Raw genomic sequence first — 13,986 nt, 5'->3', positions numbered from 1 at the left:
AACAACTCAATCTGTGCGGGACCTAGGGGCGATCCAGGGATGAAAAGAAGTCAGAAGTTGTTCGGCGCCAGCCTGCTGGCGCTGGCGATCAGCGGGTGTGCGGTAACCAGTGAACCGATTGAACGCAGCGTCAGTGAGCAGCGGGCCAGGGCCGACCTGCAAAGCATGTACAAGGATCAGGAGCCGCTGCGTGGCCCGCTGACCCTGCACCAAGCCATGGCCCGGGCGGTGAAATACAACCTCGAAGGCCGCTTGAAGATCATGGAGGAAGCGCTCGCCAAGCGGCAGCTCGACCTCGCCAGTTTCGACATGCTGCCGCGCATGGCGCTGGACGCCGGGTACGTCGGGCGTAACAACGTCAACGCCTCCAGCAGCCAGAGTGTGCGCACCGGCACCCAGTCTCTGGAACCGTCGACCTCCCAGGATCGCGACCGCGACGTCGCCGACCTGACCATGGTCTGGAACGTTCTCGACTTTGGCGTCAGCTACATCAGCGCCAAGCAGCAGGGCGATCAGCGGCTGATCGTCCAGGAGCGTCGGCGCAAGGTGATCAACACCATCGTCCAGGACGTGCGCTCGGCCTATTGGCGCGCGATGGCCGCCGAACGCCTGCTCAAGCAGATCGACAGCCTGATGGCGCGGGTCGACACCGCCCGCCGTAACAGCCAGAGCATGAGCGACCAGCGCATCGGCGACCCGGTGCAATCGCTCGGTTATCAGCGTTCGCTGATCGAGGCCACCCGGCAACTGGAAGAACAGCGCCGCGCCCTGTCGCTGGCCAAGACCGAGCTGGCGACCCTGATCAACCTGCCGCTGGGCACCGAACTGACCCTCGCCACCGACGACGGTTATCAGATTCCGGAGCTCAAGGTCGATCTGGCGAAACTGGAACAGGAAGCACTGACCAGCCGCCCGGAACTGCGCGAGCAGGATTACCAGACGCGGATCAGCGCCGCCGAAACCCGCAAGGCCATGTTGCGTCTGCTGCCGGGCCTGGAGTTTTCCGCCGGCGGGCATTACGACAGCAACTCGTTCCTGGTCGAACAGGGCTGGGCCGACTATGGCGTCAAAGTCACCTGGAACCTGTTCAACGTGATCTCGGCCCCGGCCGCCATCGACGTTGCCAAGGCCGGCGAAGAAGTCGCCGCTGCCCGTCGTCAGGCGATGTCGATTGCCGTGCTGGCGCAGTTGTACGTCGCCAACGCGAACTATCAGGAAGCGTTGCGTCAGTTCAAGACCAACCAGCAACTGTCGGACATCGACGGGCAAATCGTCGGTCAGTTGCGCAACCGTCATCAGGCGGCGGGCATCGGTGAACTGGATCTGATCCAGGGCGAACTGAACAACCTGCAGGCCGATCTGCGCCGTGACCTGTCCTACGCCGATCTGCGCAATGCCTATGGGCAGATCTTCGCCAGTGCCGGCCTCGATCCGCTGCCGGACCAGGTGCAATCGACCGAAGTCCAGTCGATCGCCACGGCGCTGGCCAGCCGCGAGTCGGCGTGGGCCTCGGGTGATATCTCGGTGCCGGTGGCGCATGCCCCTGCGCGGTGATGTGTCGGTTGACTCATGAACCGGCCGGCGTTTTCGCGCCTGCCGGTGTCGGTGGATCTGCCGCTGCTGTTGCAGGCGCTGGCGGCGATTGACGACGGCGCGTGGCGCAGCCATTTCAACACGGCGTATTTCGCCGGGGACTGGAGTGGTGTGGCGCTGATTTCCGCTGCCGATGCGCTGACCGAGCTGTCGCCCGGACAAGGTCAGCCGTTGCAGCGCGCGCCCTGGTTGCGGGATGCGCGCTGGCAGCAGGCGTTGCGTGCGCTGTCGCTGGAAATCGTCAGTGCGCGGCTGCTGCGTCTCGGCCCGGGAGGGCAGATTCACGAGCATCGTGACTACGATCTCGACGGTCCGGAGGCCGACCTGCGTCTGCACATTCCGCTGCTCAGTCCGCCCGCGGTGGATTTCTGGCTCGACGGCCGGCGCATGCCGATGACGGCGGGGGAGTGCTGGTTTCTCGACCTCGCCCGACCGCATCGGGTGGACAATCGCGACACCTCGGCGCGGATTCATCTGGTGCTCGATTGTCGCCCCGGCGCCTGGCTGGCGCAGATGATCGCCGAAGGCTTGCCCGGTACGCCTGAGCCGGACGGCGCGGACAGCACATTGCAGCGCTTCCAGCATCTGGTGGCGGCCGATCAGTCGTTGTCCGCGACCTTGCAGGCGTTGCACGACCCTGAAGCCTTTATCGCCCGCACCCTGGAACTGGCCGCCGAGCGTGGCCTGTCGTTTACCCGTGAAGAATTGCGCGCGGCGATGCGCCATGGCCGTCGGCAGTGGAACGAGCAATGGCAGGCCTGAGCTTCGATGGCTGGCTGCCTGCCCGTGTCTATCGTGACGCCGGGCAGTGGCGGGTCGATTGGTGCTGGTTCGGCGCCACGCCATTGCATCAGCCGTTTTTTCGCGACGCGGTCGACGATGCGTTGCGCTTGCCGTTCAATCAGGCGTTCCGGCGGCAGACGCCGTTGTCGGCGCTGGGCCAGTGGCAGGCGCAAAGTCCGGGTCTGGCGCCGAGCGCGTTTATCCTGCACGCCTCGCGCTGCGGTTCGACGTTGATCAGCCAGATGCTCGCCCGGCTCGACGATCACATCGTGGTCTCGGAACCGCCGCCGCTGGATACCCTGCTGCGCGCTGATTTGCCCGACGGCGAGCGGCGCGCCGCGATCAGCGGCTTGCTCTCGGCCTACGGCCAGCGCCGGCGCGGCATCGAGCAGCGGCTGGTGATCAAGCTCGATGCCTGGAACATCGGCGAATGGCCGTTGTTGCGCGCGTGCTTCCCCGATACACCGTGGCTGTTCGTCTATCGCGATCCGCTGGAAATCGCCGTCTCCCATCTGCGCCGCCCCGGCCTGCATATGGTGCCGGGAATGCTTGGCGACTGCGTGCTCGACGACGATTTACCGTTCGAAGGCCGCGAGGATTTCATCGCCCGTCGGTTGGGGCGATTGCTCGAAGCGGGCGGGACTCACTGTCGTGACGGCGGCGGGCTGGCGTTGAACTACAGCGAGTTGCCCGAGGCCATGGGCGGGCGCCTGGGGAGGTTTTTCGGCTTGGCTGACGAGCAACGCCGACAGGCACTGGCGGCAACGGCGCAACATTCCAAGCAACTGTCCCAAGTGTTTATCCCCGATGGCGAGGACAAGCGCCGCGAGGCTTCGGCGCTGTTGCAGTCGCGGTTGCAGCACTTTGCGCGGGCGCCTTATGAGGCGCTGGAACAGCATAGAAAATTGCAGCTTTCAGGATTTCTCCGATAGATCCGCCATGCCTTTGAGCAATTCGATCGGCAGCGGAAACACGATGGTCGAACTCTTGTCCCCGGCGATCGAACTCAAGGTCTGCATGTAACGCAACTGCATGGCGCCGGGCTGGCGACCGAGCATTTCAGCGGCCTGCATGAGTTTCTCCGAGGCTTGCAATTCGCCTTCGGCGTGGATCACCTTGGCCCGCCGTTCCCGCTCGGCTTCGGCCTGCCGGGCAATGGCGCGCACCATCGATTCGTTCAAATCCACATGCTTGATTTCAACCGTGGCGACCTTGATTCCCCAGGCATCGGTCTGGGCGTCGAGCACTTGCTGGATGTCGATGTTCAGTTGTTCGCGTTCGGCCAGCAGCTCATCCAGCTCATGTTTACCGAGCACTGCACGCAGGGTGGTCTGGGCCAGTTGACTGGTGGCGGCGAGAAAGTCCTCGACCTGAATGATCGCTTTCTGCGGATCGAGCACCCGGAAATACAGCACCGCATTGACCTTCACCGAAACGTTGTCACGGGTGATCACGTCCTGCGGCGGGACGTCGAGAACGATGGTGCGCAGATCGACCCGGACCATTTGCTGCACCACTGGAATCAGCAGGATCAGCCCCGGCCCCTTGACCTGCCAGAAGCGCCCGAGCTGAAACACCACGCCGCGCTCGTATTCACGCAGGATGCGGAACGTCGACCCGGCGAGGGCGATCAGCAACAGCAGCAGCGCGAAAAAACCGATTTGCAGACCCATGATCACTCTCCGAGCGGCGCCGCGTCAGTCGCGGCCACTTGCAGCAACAAGCCTTTGCGGCCCACCACCCGCACCGGTTGCCCGGTGTGCAGCGGCGTGGCGCTCAGCACTTGCCAGCGTTCTCCCTGCAATTGCACCCAGCCGTTGCGGGCATCGTCCGGTTGTACGGTGGTGACCGCCGTCACGCTGCCGAGCAGGCCGGCATCGCCGCTGACCGGATGACGCGGTCGGGTCTTCAAGGCTCGGATCAGTAGCGCGATCAGGATCAGGGCGCTGATCAGGCCGAGGCCGATCATCATCGGCACCGGCAGCTCGGTATTGCTCAGGATCAGCGCGCCGATCACGAACATGACAATCCCGCCCAGACCGATCACTCCGTAATTGGGCAGCGCGGCTTCGGCGATCAGAAACGCGATGCCCAGCGTGATCAGCCACAGGCCGACCGGATTGACCACCGTCAACGTGGTGTCGGCGGCGATGGCCGATCCACTGAGCAGCAGGAGCAAGGCACACGTACAGCAACGGATGTTCACGTGACCCTCCGGGAGAGTCAGGGGGTTCTTCTTACAGTCTAGTTCAGCCTGTCATTGGTCGAATTCTGATCAGCTTTTGCCAGGCGCCAGTGAGCGGATTTCCCGGCGTGGATAGCTCGCGGGTCTAGACTTTCAAGGACGGCAACAGCGTTTCATTGCCGCCCGCCGCGCAATGGCGGCGGGCACCGAGGTGCATCATGCGTATGGCAAGAAAGGTGCAAAGCAGCCTGACCCGGGCGCATTGCGAATATGACATCGTCGCCCACCCGCACTCGTCCAGCAGCCTGGAAACGGCGCGGGTTTCCGGGATTCCGGCGGAACGGGTGGCCAAATCGGTGATCCTCGACGACCACCACGGCCACTATCTGATGGCCGTGCTGCCCGCCAGCCGCCATCTGGACCTGAGCAAGGTGCGCAGCAGCGGCGAGTGGCAGATCACCCGTGAAAGCACGCTGGCACATCTGTTCGACGACTGCGAACGCGGGGCGGTGCCGCCGCTGGGCGATTCCTATGGCCTGGATGTGGTCATCGATCCGCTCGTCACCCGGCAGAAAGATATTTATCTGGAGGCCGGCAACCACAACAACCTGCTGCATATGGACATGTCCGAGTACCTGAGAATGGTGCCCCATGCTCAGGTGCGGGAGTTGACCGATTAGGTCGGCGGCGTTTGAGCTGACGCTTTCGCGGGCAGGCCGTCGCCCACAGGGCATCGTGTCCTGTGGGCGACGGCTTGCCTGCACTTCACCCGACACTTTCCTGAAGGAGTCCGATCATGGAAAACCCGACCCACAGCCTGCCCGCCCTGTTCAAGCAACTCGGCCTGGCGAGTGATGCCTTGAGCATCGACCAATTCATCGCCAGCCATTCCCCGCTCAAACCGGAACTGCACCTGGCCGATGCGTTTTTCTGGACAACGAGCCAGGCGGATTTCCTGCGTGGGGAAATTCTGGAGGATGCGGATTGGGCGGAGGTGGTGGATCAGTTGGATGTGATGTTGCGCAAGGGACGGGTGGGCTAATTGCTGTCGGGTTGCGGCCACATTCGAGCGGTATGAATCAACGTCAGAATCCACACAGCATCCTGTTCAATCTGGTAAACGAGGCGATAACTGGGGTGTGGAATGAGTTCACGGGTGCCAGCGATAATGCCGAACTGGCCTGTTTTCGGATTGTGGGAGAGGCGGGATACCGCGTCGCTGAAACGTTTGTCCATTTCAGCGGCGGCTCTTGGATTCAAGGTGTACAGATGATCCCAGATTTGTGCGCGTTCCTTTGCAGCGGCTTGCGTCCAGATAATCCTCATTCCTGATTGCCTGCCCGCCTGCGCCTCGCGGCAAATTCCGCTTCAACTTCTTCATTTGACAGGCCATCGCCGGAGGTTATGGAGGCTCGTGCGATGTCCACTTTGCGTTGCAAGAAGGCCTCGTACTCTCGGGCTTCTCGTTGTGTCTGAACAAACTGACGCATCATTTCCCTGACGATCTGCGATGCAGGACGGTGCGTGGCTTCGGCCTCGGCCATGAATTGCTCGCGCAACTCCGGCTCAAGTTTCATTGTGAAAACGGCTTGCTTTGACATGTCGAATCCTCACGAATAGTCGTACTGATAATGTATATACCTTGTATATCCAAGTTAGGGAATGTTGATGTTTTGAGAGCGACCAACGGCGTGATTTGTTTCAAAACTTGACTGAATTTCCCTGCCAATGCGATATTGATAGTTAGCAAACTAACAGTGTGTACATTGTCCCGTGCCGAACTCTCTCGACGCTCTCCAGATGAACATCAGCAGTGCCATGGTGGTAGCCGCCCGGCATTGGCGGAAAATCTGCCAGACCACGCTGGTCAACTATGGGATTTCCGAGGCCTGCGCCGTCCCGTTGTTGATGATCGGGCGCCTGGGCGAGGGTGTGCGTCAGGTGCAGGTGGCGCAGGCGGCGGGGATGGAAAGTCCTTCGCTGGTGCGCCTGCTCGATCAGTTGTGTCACGCCGGCTACGTCTGCCGCACCGAAGATGCCCAGGATCGTCGGGCCAAGTGCCTGAGCCTGACCGACGCCGGGCGCGAGCTGGTGCAGGCGGTGGAGATCGAACTGGTGCGCCTGCGCCATGAAGTGCTGGAAGGCATCGACCAGAGTGATCTGGAAGCTACGCTTCGGGTACTGAAGGCTTTTGAGGCGGCCAGCCCGCCAGCGGTGGTCAACCCTTGAACGGTTTTTTCTCCGGCATGCCTCCGGCCCGGGACTGGTTCTACGGGATCCGTACCTTTGCGGCGTCGATGATCGCGCTGTACATCGCCTTGCTCATGCAAATGCCGCGTCCGTACTGGGCGATGGCGACGGTGTACATCGTTTCCAGCCCGTTTCTCGGGCCGACCAGTTCGAAAGCCTTGTACCGGGCGGCGGGGACGTTTCTCGGGGCCGCGGCGGCGGTGCTGTTCGTGCCGATGTTCGTCCAGAGCCCCTACGTGCTGGTGGTGGTCGTCGCCCTGTGGACGGGGATTCTGCTGTTCCTGTCCCTGCACCTGCGCACCGCCAACAACTACGCGCTGATGCTTGCCGGCTACACCTTGCCGCTGATTGCCTTGCCGGTGGTGGACAACCCGCTGGCGGTGTGGGATGTGGCCGAGGCGCGGACCGAAGAGATTTTTCTCGGCATTGCAGTGGCGGCGGTGGTTGGCGCGATGTTCTGGCCGCGTCGTCTGGCGCCGGTGTTCAACGACGCCGTGGGCAAGTGGTTCAGCGATGCGTCGACCTACAGTCTGCGTTTCCTCAATCGCGACGTGCGCCCCGAAGAAGTCACGGCCTTGCGCATGGCCATGGTCGGCAGTTTCAACAGTCTGGAATTGATGATCGGCCAGTTGCCCCACGAAGGCGCGCGGCCGCAAACGGTGCGCAATACCAAGGAACTGCGCGGGCGGATGATTCACTTGCTGCCGGTGATCGACGCCCTCGACGATGCCCTCTACGCGCTGGAGCGGCGTACCCCTGAGCTGGTGGAAAAGTTCGCGCCACTGCTCGCCGCGACCAGCGATTGGCTCGGCCACAAAGACGCCGACCCGGATCGCTGGCAAGCCTTGAAAGACCGCCTCGAAGCCCTGCAACCGAGCTTCGAGGCACTGGAAGAGCGCAAGCAATTGCTGTTCTCCAACGCGCTGTATCGCCTCGGTGAGTTCATCGATCTGTGGCAGGACTGCCGCAGTCTGCAGGACGCGATTCTCTGCGAACGCCAGGACAGTTGGCGCGCGGTGTACCGCCACTGGCGCCTCGGTCGCCTGACGCCGTTTCTTGACCGTGGCCTGATGGCCTACTCGGTGGCCTCGACCATTCTGGCGATCATCGTCGCCTCGGTGCTGTGGATCCTGCTCGGCTGGACCGACGGCGGCAGCGCGGTGATTCTGGCGGCGGTGGCGTGCAGTTTCTTCGCTTCGATGGACGACCCGGCGCCGCAGATTTACCGGTTCTTTTTCTGGACCGGGATGTCGGTGCTGTTCGCCAGCCTCTATCTGTTTCTGGTGCTGCCGAACCTGCATGACTTCCCGATGCTGGTGCTGGCGTTTGCCGTGCCGTTCATCTGCGTCGGCACGCTGACCGTGCAGCCGCGCTTCTACCTCGGGATGCTGCTGACGCTGGTCAACACCTCGTCGTTCATCAGTATTTCGGGTGCCTACGACGCGGACTTCTTTGCCTTCGTCAACTCGAACCTGGCCGGTCCCATGGGACTGCTGTTCGCGTTTATCTGGACCCTGGTCGCCCGCCCGTTCGGCGCCGAACTGGCGGCCAAGCGCCTGACCCGTTTCAGCTGGAAGGACATCGTCGAACTCAGCGAACCGGCGACCCTGGCCGAACACCGGCAACTCGGCGTGCAGGTCCTCGACCGCTTGATGCAGCACCTGCCGCGCCTGGCCCTGACCGGCCAGGACACCGGCATCGCCCTGCGCGAAGTGCGGGTGGCGCTGAACCTGCTCGACCTGCTGGCCTACACCCCGCGTGTGCAGGGCGTGCCGCACGCCTTGTTGCGTCAGGTGGTGGCCGAGGTCGGGGATTATTTCCGCGCGTGCCTCAAGGCCGGCGAACGCCTGCCGGCGCCGAGTCCACTACTGATGACCATGGATCGCACCCGCCGCGCACTGCATGGCCACGGCGATGACGAAACCCGTCTGCACCTGCTGCACGCGTTGAGCGGCTTGCGTCTGGCGTTGCTGCCCGGCGTCGAGTTTCTCGGCAACGCCGAACCCGAAGAACCGCTGCCCCATGGCATTGATGGAGCGCCCCTATGATCGGTGATCTGGACATCAGCGGCATCTTCCTGCCGACCCTGTTGGTGTTGATGGGCATCACTTATGTGCTGTTTCTGCTGGTGCACGGCGTGCTCACGCGGCTGCACTTTTACCGTCTGGTCTGGCACCGGGCATTGTTCAACGTGGCTCTCTACGCTGTGCTGCTGTACGGCGTGGACTCACTCAGTCGATACCTGATGACATGAAAAAACCGTTTTTGACCCTTGGTCGCGTGGTGCTGACTCTGCTGATCGTGACTTTCGCCGTCGTCATGGTCTGGCGCATGGTGATGTATTACATGTTTGCGCCCTGGACCCGCGACGGCCACATCCGTGCCGACATCGTACAGATCGCCCCGGACGTGTCGGGGCTGATCCAGCAAGTCGAGGTGAAGGACAACCAGCCGGTCAAGCGTGGCCAGGTGCTGTTCAGCATCGACCAGGATCGCTTCAAACTCGCCCTGCGCCAGGCCAAAGCCGCCGTCGCCGACCGCGAGGAAACCCTGGCCCAGGCGCAACGCGAGGCCAAGCGTAACCGTGGCCTGGGCAATCTGGTGCCGGCCGAACAGCTGGAAGAAAGCCAGTCGAAGGTGGCCCGTGCGCAGTCGGCGCTGGCCGAGGCGCTGGTAACCGTGGACAGCGCCCAGCTCAACCTCGATCGCTCGGTGATCCGCAGCCCGGTGGACGGCTATGTCAACGACCGTGCGCCGCGCTCCCAGGAGTTCGTCACGGCCGGGCGTCCGGTATTGTCGGTGGTCGACAGCAATTCGTTTCACATCGACGGCTATTTCGAAGAAACCAAACTCGACGGCATCCGTGTCGGCCAGGCGGTGGACATCCGCGTGATCGGCGACCGCGCACGCTTGCGCGGCCATGTCGAAAGCATCGTCGCCGGTATCGAAGACCGTGACCGCACCAGCGGCAGCAACCTGCTGCCCAACGTCAACCCGGCGTTCAGTTGGGTGCGCCTGGCGCAGCGGATCCCGGTGCGCATCGCGTTTGACGAGGTGCCGGAAGATTTCCGCATGATCGCCGGGCGTACCGCCACCGTCTCGATCATCGAAGACGGGCAGCAGGAGCCCCGGCCATGAGCAGGGCGCTGATGATCGCCGGTCTGGGCGTGATGCTCTCGGCCTGTCAGGTGGTCGGGCCGGATTATCACCTGCCTGACGAAGCGGCCGTTCACCGTGAAGACCTGCAAGGCGAACTGGCGGTGAATGGCAAACCGGTGGTCTCGGCGCCGGTGCCGGCGGACTGGTGGCGGCTGTATCAGGACCCGCGCCTGGATCAACTGGTGCAGCAGGCCATGGCATCCAACACCGATCTGCGCGTGGCGGCGGCGAACCTGTCCCGCGCCCGGGCGCAAGTGGAAGAAGCCGAGGCTGCGGGTGGCTGGAGCGCCGGCGTGAAGATGGGCGCCCAGCGCTTGCAGGAGTCCGGCGAGGCGTTTCTGCTGCCGGAAAAAGTGCCGGTGGACAACATCGGCGACATTGGCATCAGTGCGTCCTACCAATTCGACCTGTTCGGCAAGTTGCAGCGCGGCATCGAAGCGGCCAAGGCCAGCGCCGATGCGACCCAGGCTGCCGCCGACACCGCGCGCATCACGCTGGTGGCGGACGTGGTCCGCGCCTACACTCAGGTGTGTGCGGCCAATGAAGAGCGCGAGATCGCCCAGCACTCCCTCGACTTGCAGGATCAAAGCACCTTGCTCGTGCAGCGCCTGCGTGACGCCGGCCGGGGCGACGAAACCCAGGTGACGCGCTCGCAGACCCAGCAAAAATCCCTGCGCGCCGATCTGCCACGCTATGAAGCGGCACGCCAGGCCGGTTTGTATCGCTTGTCGATGCTGTTGGCGAAACCGGTCGATCAACTGCCGGCCGGCACCGCGCAATGTGCCGAACTGCCGAAAATCAGCCAATTGGTGCCAGTGGGCGACGGCGCCGCGCTGCTCAAGCGCCGTCCCGATGTGCGTCAGGCCGAGCGTCATCTAGCGGCCGCGACAGCGGGCATCGGCATCGCCACCGGCGAGTTGTATCCGGACATCAGCTTCGGCGCGACGATCGGCACGGTCGGTCTGCTGGACGATCTCGGCAAGCCTTCCACCAACCGCTGGGGCTTCGGCCCGTCGCTGAGCTGGAAGGTTCCGACCAACGGCTCCCGTGCGCGTATTCGTGAAGCGGAGGCCACCACTCAGGGCGCGCTGGCGCATTTCGACGGCGTGGTGCTGAACGCCATTCGTGAGGCGCAGACCGGTCTGTCCCAGTACGGCGCGCTGCTGCAACGCCGCGACGCACTGGCCGATGCCGAGCAATCGGCGCAACGGGCGGCGGATCAGACCCACCGCTTCTTCCAGGCCGGCCGCGAGTCGTTCCTCGCCGACCTGCAAGCCACCCGCACCTACACCGATGTGCGGGCGCAAACGGCTGCCGCCAACACCCAGGTTGCCATGAGCCAGATCGATTTGTTCCTTGCCCTCGGTGGCGGTTGGGAAAGCGGACGAACGCAAGCGTCGAGCGCGAGCAAACCCTGAGGCCGTAGCTATGCTTTGAAGTGTTGGAGGGGCGCCCCGTGCAAAGCGTCCCTGCAACGCTTCAGGCATGCGCAGGTCAGGGGGAAACCAATAATGAAAAACCCTTATGCTCTCGGCTTCTGGTGCGCCCTCGCAGCCTTGGTGCTGCTGTCGGCCACCTACTTCTACGGCATCATGCTGGCCCACCAGATCGACAAGGCGATGGTGTTCCTCGACAGCGCGACCGCGCTGATCGCGGTCATGGCCATCGTGGTGGTTGCCTGGGCATCGGTGCAGGTGCAGCGGGTCAAAAAAAGACAGCTCGAACAGGGCCGGACCCTGGTGCTGATCTGGGACACCAAAGTCGCCCTGCGCCGGGTCGAAACCGTATTCGACCGCTACTTCTGGGGCAGCTACTGGCAACCGGGGCGCACCTTCGCCGAAGTCATGGGCGAACTCACCGGCACGCCGCTGGAAAAAAGCCTCGAAGCCCTGAAAAAACAATGCCTGGAACTGGACAAACAGATTGCCGACGAAGGCTGGCACTGGCTCAACAACGCCCGTGAACTGTCCGACGTCGCCACGGCCATGGCCCGCGAACGCTATCAACTGGATTTCTGCGACCCCCGTGCCGACGGGCCGGGCGGGGCGGTGATCGATCGGGATTTCGAGGTGCTGGTGTATACCTGGACCGCGCGGCTGAAAAGCTTCGATCATCAGCTTGATGAGATCGAGGTTCAGTATTCCTGATTCTCTGTCACATCAACCAGCCGTTTTCGTGAGCGGGCTCCCTCGCGAGAGCGGCTGCAAAAACCTGCAACATTTGCCGCCTGCTGATTTTTCGCACACCCCATAGACACTCTTTAACCTTTAAACATTGGGCCGCATTGCCTGCCCGGTGCTAATCTCCATCGCTAATTTCAGCGGAGTCGAGCCGCGACCCGGTCACGGGTTCAGGGAAGACGACCACACTTTCAGCCACGGAATCGATCAGGTCATTCATGAATAAATCAGCAGGCGTGCTTCTCGGAATTGTTGTTGCCATTGGTGCCATCAGCGCGGGCGGGGCCTGGTACACCGGCACCAAGATCGAAGGTGTGCTCAACAACGCCGTCGTCAACGCGAACAAAGAACTGCAGACCGCCATGGCCGGCTCCAACGGCAGCGCGACCCTGGAACTGGTGTCGCTGGAGCGCAACACGTTCAGCAGCATCGCGCACTATCGCCTGAAGGGCGAAGGCGAAATGTTCGGTGATGCGCCGGTCGAGCTGGAGTTCGAAGACCATATCGAACACGGCCCGCTGCCGTTCTCGCGTCTTGTTTCGCTGAAGTGGCTGCCGGTCATGGCCACCAGTCACTATGAGCTGAAAAAGACCCCGGTCACCGAAAAATGGTTCGCCGCCACCAAGGACGCCGCGCCACTCAAAGGCGTGGTCAACATCGGCTACGACGAATCCACCACCGGCAACCTCGAATTGCTGCCGCTGGAAACCGCGCTGGACGACAAGTCGAGCCTGAAATTCTCCGGCCTGAACATGGACATCTCCGCCAGCGCCCAGGCGCAGAAGGTCAAGGCTGATGGCTACATGGACAGCCTGCATCTGGTCACCGTCGCCGAAGACCAGAGCCCGGTACAGATCGAGCTCAATGGTCTGACCCTGGCCAGCAATCTCGCCAAGAGCAGCTACGGCTACTACACCGGCGAAAACGTGCTCAAGCTGACCAGCAGCAAGACCACCTTCGGCGCCAAACAATCGGTGCTGGGCGTGAAGAACTTCGAAATGAAGAACCAGACCGAGGAAACCGGCACCAACGCCTCCGGCCGTGCGGACTACTCGATCAGTGAAGTGACACTGAACGACAAGAAAATCGGCTCCGCGCAAATGGTCATGAGCCTGAAAAACCTCGACATTCCGTCGACCATGTCGCTGATGCAGATCTACCAGACCAAGTTGCAGCCCTACGAGAAAGCGGCCGCCGAAGCCACTGCCGCCGGCCTGCCGGCGCCGGAGCTGAACCTGACCGAAGCCGAGTCGGCACAGGTCAAGGCTGACCTGCAGAAACTGCTGGCCGCCGGCCCGCAATTGGCGCTGGAAAACCTGTCGCTGAAAACCGCCAACGGCGAAAGTCGCGCCAACCTGGTGCTCGACCTGACCAAACCGGCCTCGATGGACCTGCCGCCGGATCAACTGGGCAAACAGTTGATCGCGCTGCTGGACCTGAATGTGCTGGTGTCCAAGCCGATGCTGATCGACCTGCTCAGCGTGCAGGCGCAGGTTGACGGTCAGACCGATGCCAAGGCCATCGTCGATCAGGCCAGCGCCGCCGCCGACATGTTTGCCGGCATGGCCGTCGGCTCGCAAATGGCGACGCTGGATGGCGCCAACGTTGTCACCAAACTGCATTACGCCGCCAATCAGGTGGAATTCAACGGCCAGAAGATGACCGTTGAGCAGTTCGTCGGTTTCCTGATGAGCAAGTTCGCGGGCATCACCGTGACCCAGGATCCCGATCAGTAACACCCCACGCTCCAAAGCGACGCCCGGCCTTTGCGCAACGCAAACGCCGGGCGTTTTGCTGTCCGGCATCCGGATTGGCGGTCCATTCGGGAAAATTCGT

16 protein-coding genes are annotated in these 13,986 nt (G+C 62.7%); 12 read left to right on the top strand and 4 right to left on the bottom strand.

What is annotated here, in order from left to right; translation table 11 throughout:
- The first annotated feature begins 39 nt into the window (after positions 1–39).
- Genes KVQ74_RS20870 through KVQ74_RS20860 form a run of 3 tightly spaced genes read left to right on the top strand, consistent with a single transcriptional unit; the run spans position 40 to position 3,308 of the window.
- Complete coding sequence (locus KVQ74_RS20870; RefSeq protein WP_217833047.1) at positions 40–1,554, top strand: TolC family protein; 1,515 nt, start codon at positions 40–42, stop codon at positions 1,552–1,554.
- Between the two features lie 15 nt (positions 1,555–1,569).
- The gene (locus tag KVQ74_RS20865) at positions 1,570–2,355 is read left to right on the top strand and encodes an aspartyl/asparaginyl beta-hydroxylase domain-containing protein (protein ID WP_217833045.1); all 786 of its coding nucleotides are present in this window, start codon (positions 1,570–1,572) and stop codon (positions 2,353–2,355) included.
- Positions 2,343–3,308, top strand: coding sequence for a sulfotransferase family protein (locus KVQ74_RS20860; protein ID WP_217833044.1), 966 nt, complete (start codon positions 2,343–2,345; stop codon positions 3,306–3,308). The genes KVQ74_RS20865 and KVQ74_RS20860 overlap by 13 nt, the downstream gene beginning before the upstream one ends.
- Here KVQ74_RS20860 and KVQ74_RS20855 read toward each other — a convergent pair.
- Together KVQ74_RS20855 and KVQ74_RS20850 are read right to left on the bottom strand one after the other, a co-directional pair.
- Positions 3,291–4,049, bottom strand: coding sequence for a slipin family protein (locus KVQ74_RS20855; protein WP_217833042.1), 759 nt, complete (start codon positions 4,047–4,049; stop codon positions 3,291–3,293). The two genes, KVQ74_RS20860 and KVQ74_RS20855, sit on opposite strands and share 18 nt — an antisense overlap.
- Before the next feature lie 2 nt (positions 4,050–4,051).
- Complete coding sequence (locus tag KVQ74_RS20850; RefSeq protein ID WP_217833041.1) at positions 4,052–4,582, bottom strand: NfeD family protein; 531 nt, start codon at positions 4,580–4,582, stop codon at positions 4,052–4,054.
- Between the two features lie 197 nt (positions 4,583–4,779).
- On the opposite strand from KVQ74_RS20850, the gene KVQ74_RS20845 reads away from it, so the two are divergent.
- Entirely contained in the window at positions 4,780–5,241 is a 462-nt protein-coding gene (locus tag KVQ74_RS20845; RefSeq protein WP_217833040.1) for an aminoacyl-tRNA deacylase, read from the top strand.
- 116 nt (positions 5,242–5,357) lie between these two features.
- The gene (locus KVQ74_RS20840; protein ID WP_217833039.1) at positions 5,358–5,603 is read left to right on the top strand and encodes a DUF2789 domain-containing protein; all 246 of its coding nucleotides are present in this window, start codon (positions 5,358–5,360) and stop codon (positions 5,601–5,603) included.
- Here the strand turns inward: KVQ74_RS20840 and KVQ74_RS20835 are convergent.
- Complete coding sequence (locus tag KVQ74_RS20835) at positions 5,600–5,887, bottom strand: type II toxin-antitoxin system RelE/ParE family toxin (protein WP_217833038.1); 288 nt, start codon at positions 5,885–5,887, stop codon at positions 5,600–5,602. The two genes, KVQ74_RS20840 and KVQ74_RS20835, sit on opposite strands and share 4 nt — an antisense overlap.
- A complete protein-coding gene (locus KVQ74_RS20830) occupies positions 5,884–6,162 on the bottom strand; it encodes an antitoxin of toxin-antitoxin stability system (protein ID WP_217833037.1) in 279 nt (92 codons plus the stop codon). Before KVQ74_RS20830 ends, KVQ74_RS20835 begins: the two co-directional genes overlap by 4 nt.
- Positions 6,163–6,361: 199 nt before the next feature.
- Between KVQ74_RS20830 and KVQ74_RS20825 the strand changes: the two genes are divergently transcribed.
- From KVQ74_RS20825 to KVQ74_RS20795, 7 genes are all read left to right on the top strand, one after another.
- A complete protein-coding gene (locus tag KVQ74_RS20825) occupies positions 6,362–6,790 on the top strand; it encodes a MarR family winged helix-turn-helix transcriptional regulator (protein WP_217833036.1) in 429 nt (142 codons plus the stop codon).
- On the top strand, positions 6,787–8,859 hold the full coding sequence (locus KVQ74_RS20820) for an FUSC family protein (protein WP_217833035.1): 2,073 nt from the start codon (positions 6,787–6,789) through the stop codon (positions 8,857–8,859). Before KVQ74_RS20825 ends, KVQ74_RS20820 begins: the two co-directional genes overlap by 4 nt.
- Positions 8,856–9,065 carry a DUF1656 domain-containing protein gene (locus tag KVQ74_RS20815; RefSeq protein WP_027611129.1) on the top strand — a complete coding sequence of 70 codons (210 nt, stop codon included), beginning with the start codon at positions 8,856–8,858 and terminating at the stop codon, positions 9,063–9,065. The genes KVQ74_RS20820 and KVQ74_RS20815 overlap by 4 nt, the downstream gene beginning before the upstream one ends.
- Positions 9,062–9,949, top strand: coding sequence for an efflux RND transporter periplasmic adaptor subunit (locus KVQ74_RS20810; RefSeq protein WP_217833034.1), 888 nt, complete (start codon positions 9,062–9,064; stop codon positions 9,947–9,949). The genes KVQ74_RS20815 and KVQ74_RS20810 overlap by 4 nt, the downstream gene beginning before the upstream one ends.
- Positions 9,946–11,388 (top strand): efflux transporter outer membrane subunit, encoded by a 1,443-nt coding sequence (locus tag KVQ74_RS20805; RefSeq protein WP_217833033.1) that lies wholly within the window; start codon positions 9,946–9,948, stop codon positions 11,386–11,388. Before KVQ74_RS20810 ends, KVQ74_RS20805 begins: the two co-directional genes overlap by 4 nt.
- 93 nt (positions 11,389–11,481) lie before the next feature.
- Positions 11,482–12,117, top strand: coding sequence for an NADH:ubiquinone oxidoreductase subunit N (locus KVQ74_RS20800; protein ID WP_141126874.1), 636 nt, complete (start codon positions 11,482–11,484; stop codon positions 12,115–12,117).
- Between the two features lie 251 nt (positions 12,118–12,368).
- Positions 12,369–13,886, top strand: coding sequence for a YdgA family protein (locus KVQ74_RS20795; RefSeq protein ID WP_217833032.1), 1,518 nt, complete (start codon positions 12,369–12,371; stop codon positions 13,884–13,886).
- Positions 13,887–13,986 lie beyond the last annotated feature (100 nt).

It is taken from the genome of Pseudomonas botevensis (genome assembly GCF_019145475.1).
Taxonomy (GTDB): Bacteria; Pseudomonadota; Gammaproteobacteria; order Pseudomonadales; family Pseudomonadaceae; genus Aquipseudomonas; species Aquipseudomonas botevensis.
The sequence above is the reverse complement of the archived record's forward strand: the minus strand, read 5'-3'. Positions and strand labels throughout refer to the sequence as shown.

Excerpts from the sequence above, each read along its gene's own strand:
- KVQ74_RS20870 (WP_217833047.1), top strand. The coding sequence starts at position 40 with ATGAAAAGAAGTCAGAAGTTGTTCGGCGCCAGCCTGCTGGCGCTGGCG.
- KVQ74_RS20865 (WP_217833045.1), top strand. The coding sequence starts at position 1,570 with ATGAACCGGCCGGCGTTTTCGCGCCTGCCGGTGTCGGTGGATCTGCCG.
- KVQ74_RS20860 (WP_217833044.1), top strand. The coding sequence starts at position 2,343 with ATGGCAGGCCTGAGCTTCGATGGCTGGCTGCCTGCCCGTGTCTATCGT.
- KVQ74_RS20855 (WP_217833042.1), bottom strand. The coding sequence starts at position 4,049 with ATGGGTCTGCAAATCGGTTTTTTCGCGCTGCTGCTGTTGCTGATCGCC.
- KVQ74_RS20845 (WP_217833040.1), top strand. The coding sequence starts at position 4,780 with ATGCGTATGGCAAGAAAGGTGCAAAGCAGCCTGACCCGGGCGCATTGC.
- KVQ74_RS20840 (WP_217833039.1), top strand. The coding sequence starts at position 5,358 with ATGGAAAACCCGACCCACAGCCTGCCCGCCCTGTTCAAGCAACTCGGC.
- KVQ74_RS20835 (WP_217833038.1), bottom strand. The coding sequence starts at position 5,887 with ATGAGGATTATCTGGACGCAAGCCGCTGCAAAGGAACGCGCACAAATC.
- KVQ74_RS20830 (WP_217833037.1), bottom strand. The coding sequence starts at position 6,162 with ATGTCAAAGCAAGCCGTTTTCACAATGAAACTTGAGCCGGAGTTGCGC.
- KVQ74_RS20825 (WP_217833036.1), top strand. The coding sequence starts at position 6,362 with ATGAACATCAGCAGTGCCATGGTGGTAGCCGCCCGGCATTGGCGGAAA.
- KVQ74_RS20815 (WP_027611129.1), top strand. The coding sequence starts at position 8,856 with ATGATCGGTGATCTGGACATCAGCGGCATCTTCCTGCCGACCCTGTTG.
- KVQ74_RS20810 (WP_217833034.1), top strand. The coding sequence starts at position 9,062 with ATGAAAAAACCGTTTTTGACCCTTGGTCGCGTGGTGCTGACTCTGCTG.
- KVQ74_RS20805 (WP_217833033.1), top strand. The coding sequence starts at position 9,946 with ATGAGCAGGGCGCTGATGATCGCCGGTCTGGGCGTGATGCTCTCGGCC.
- KVQ74_RS20800 (WP_141126874.1), top strand. The coding sequence starts at position 11,482 with ATGAAAAACCCTTATGCTCTCGGCTTCTGGTGCGCCCTCGCAGCCTTG.
- KVQ74_RS20795 (WP_217833032.1), top strand. The coding sequence starts at position 12,369 with ATGAATAAATCAGCAGGCGTGCTTCTCGGAATTGTTGTTGCCATTGGT.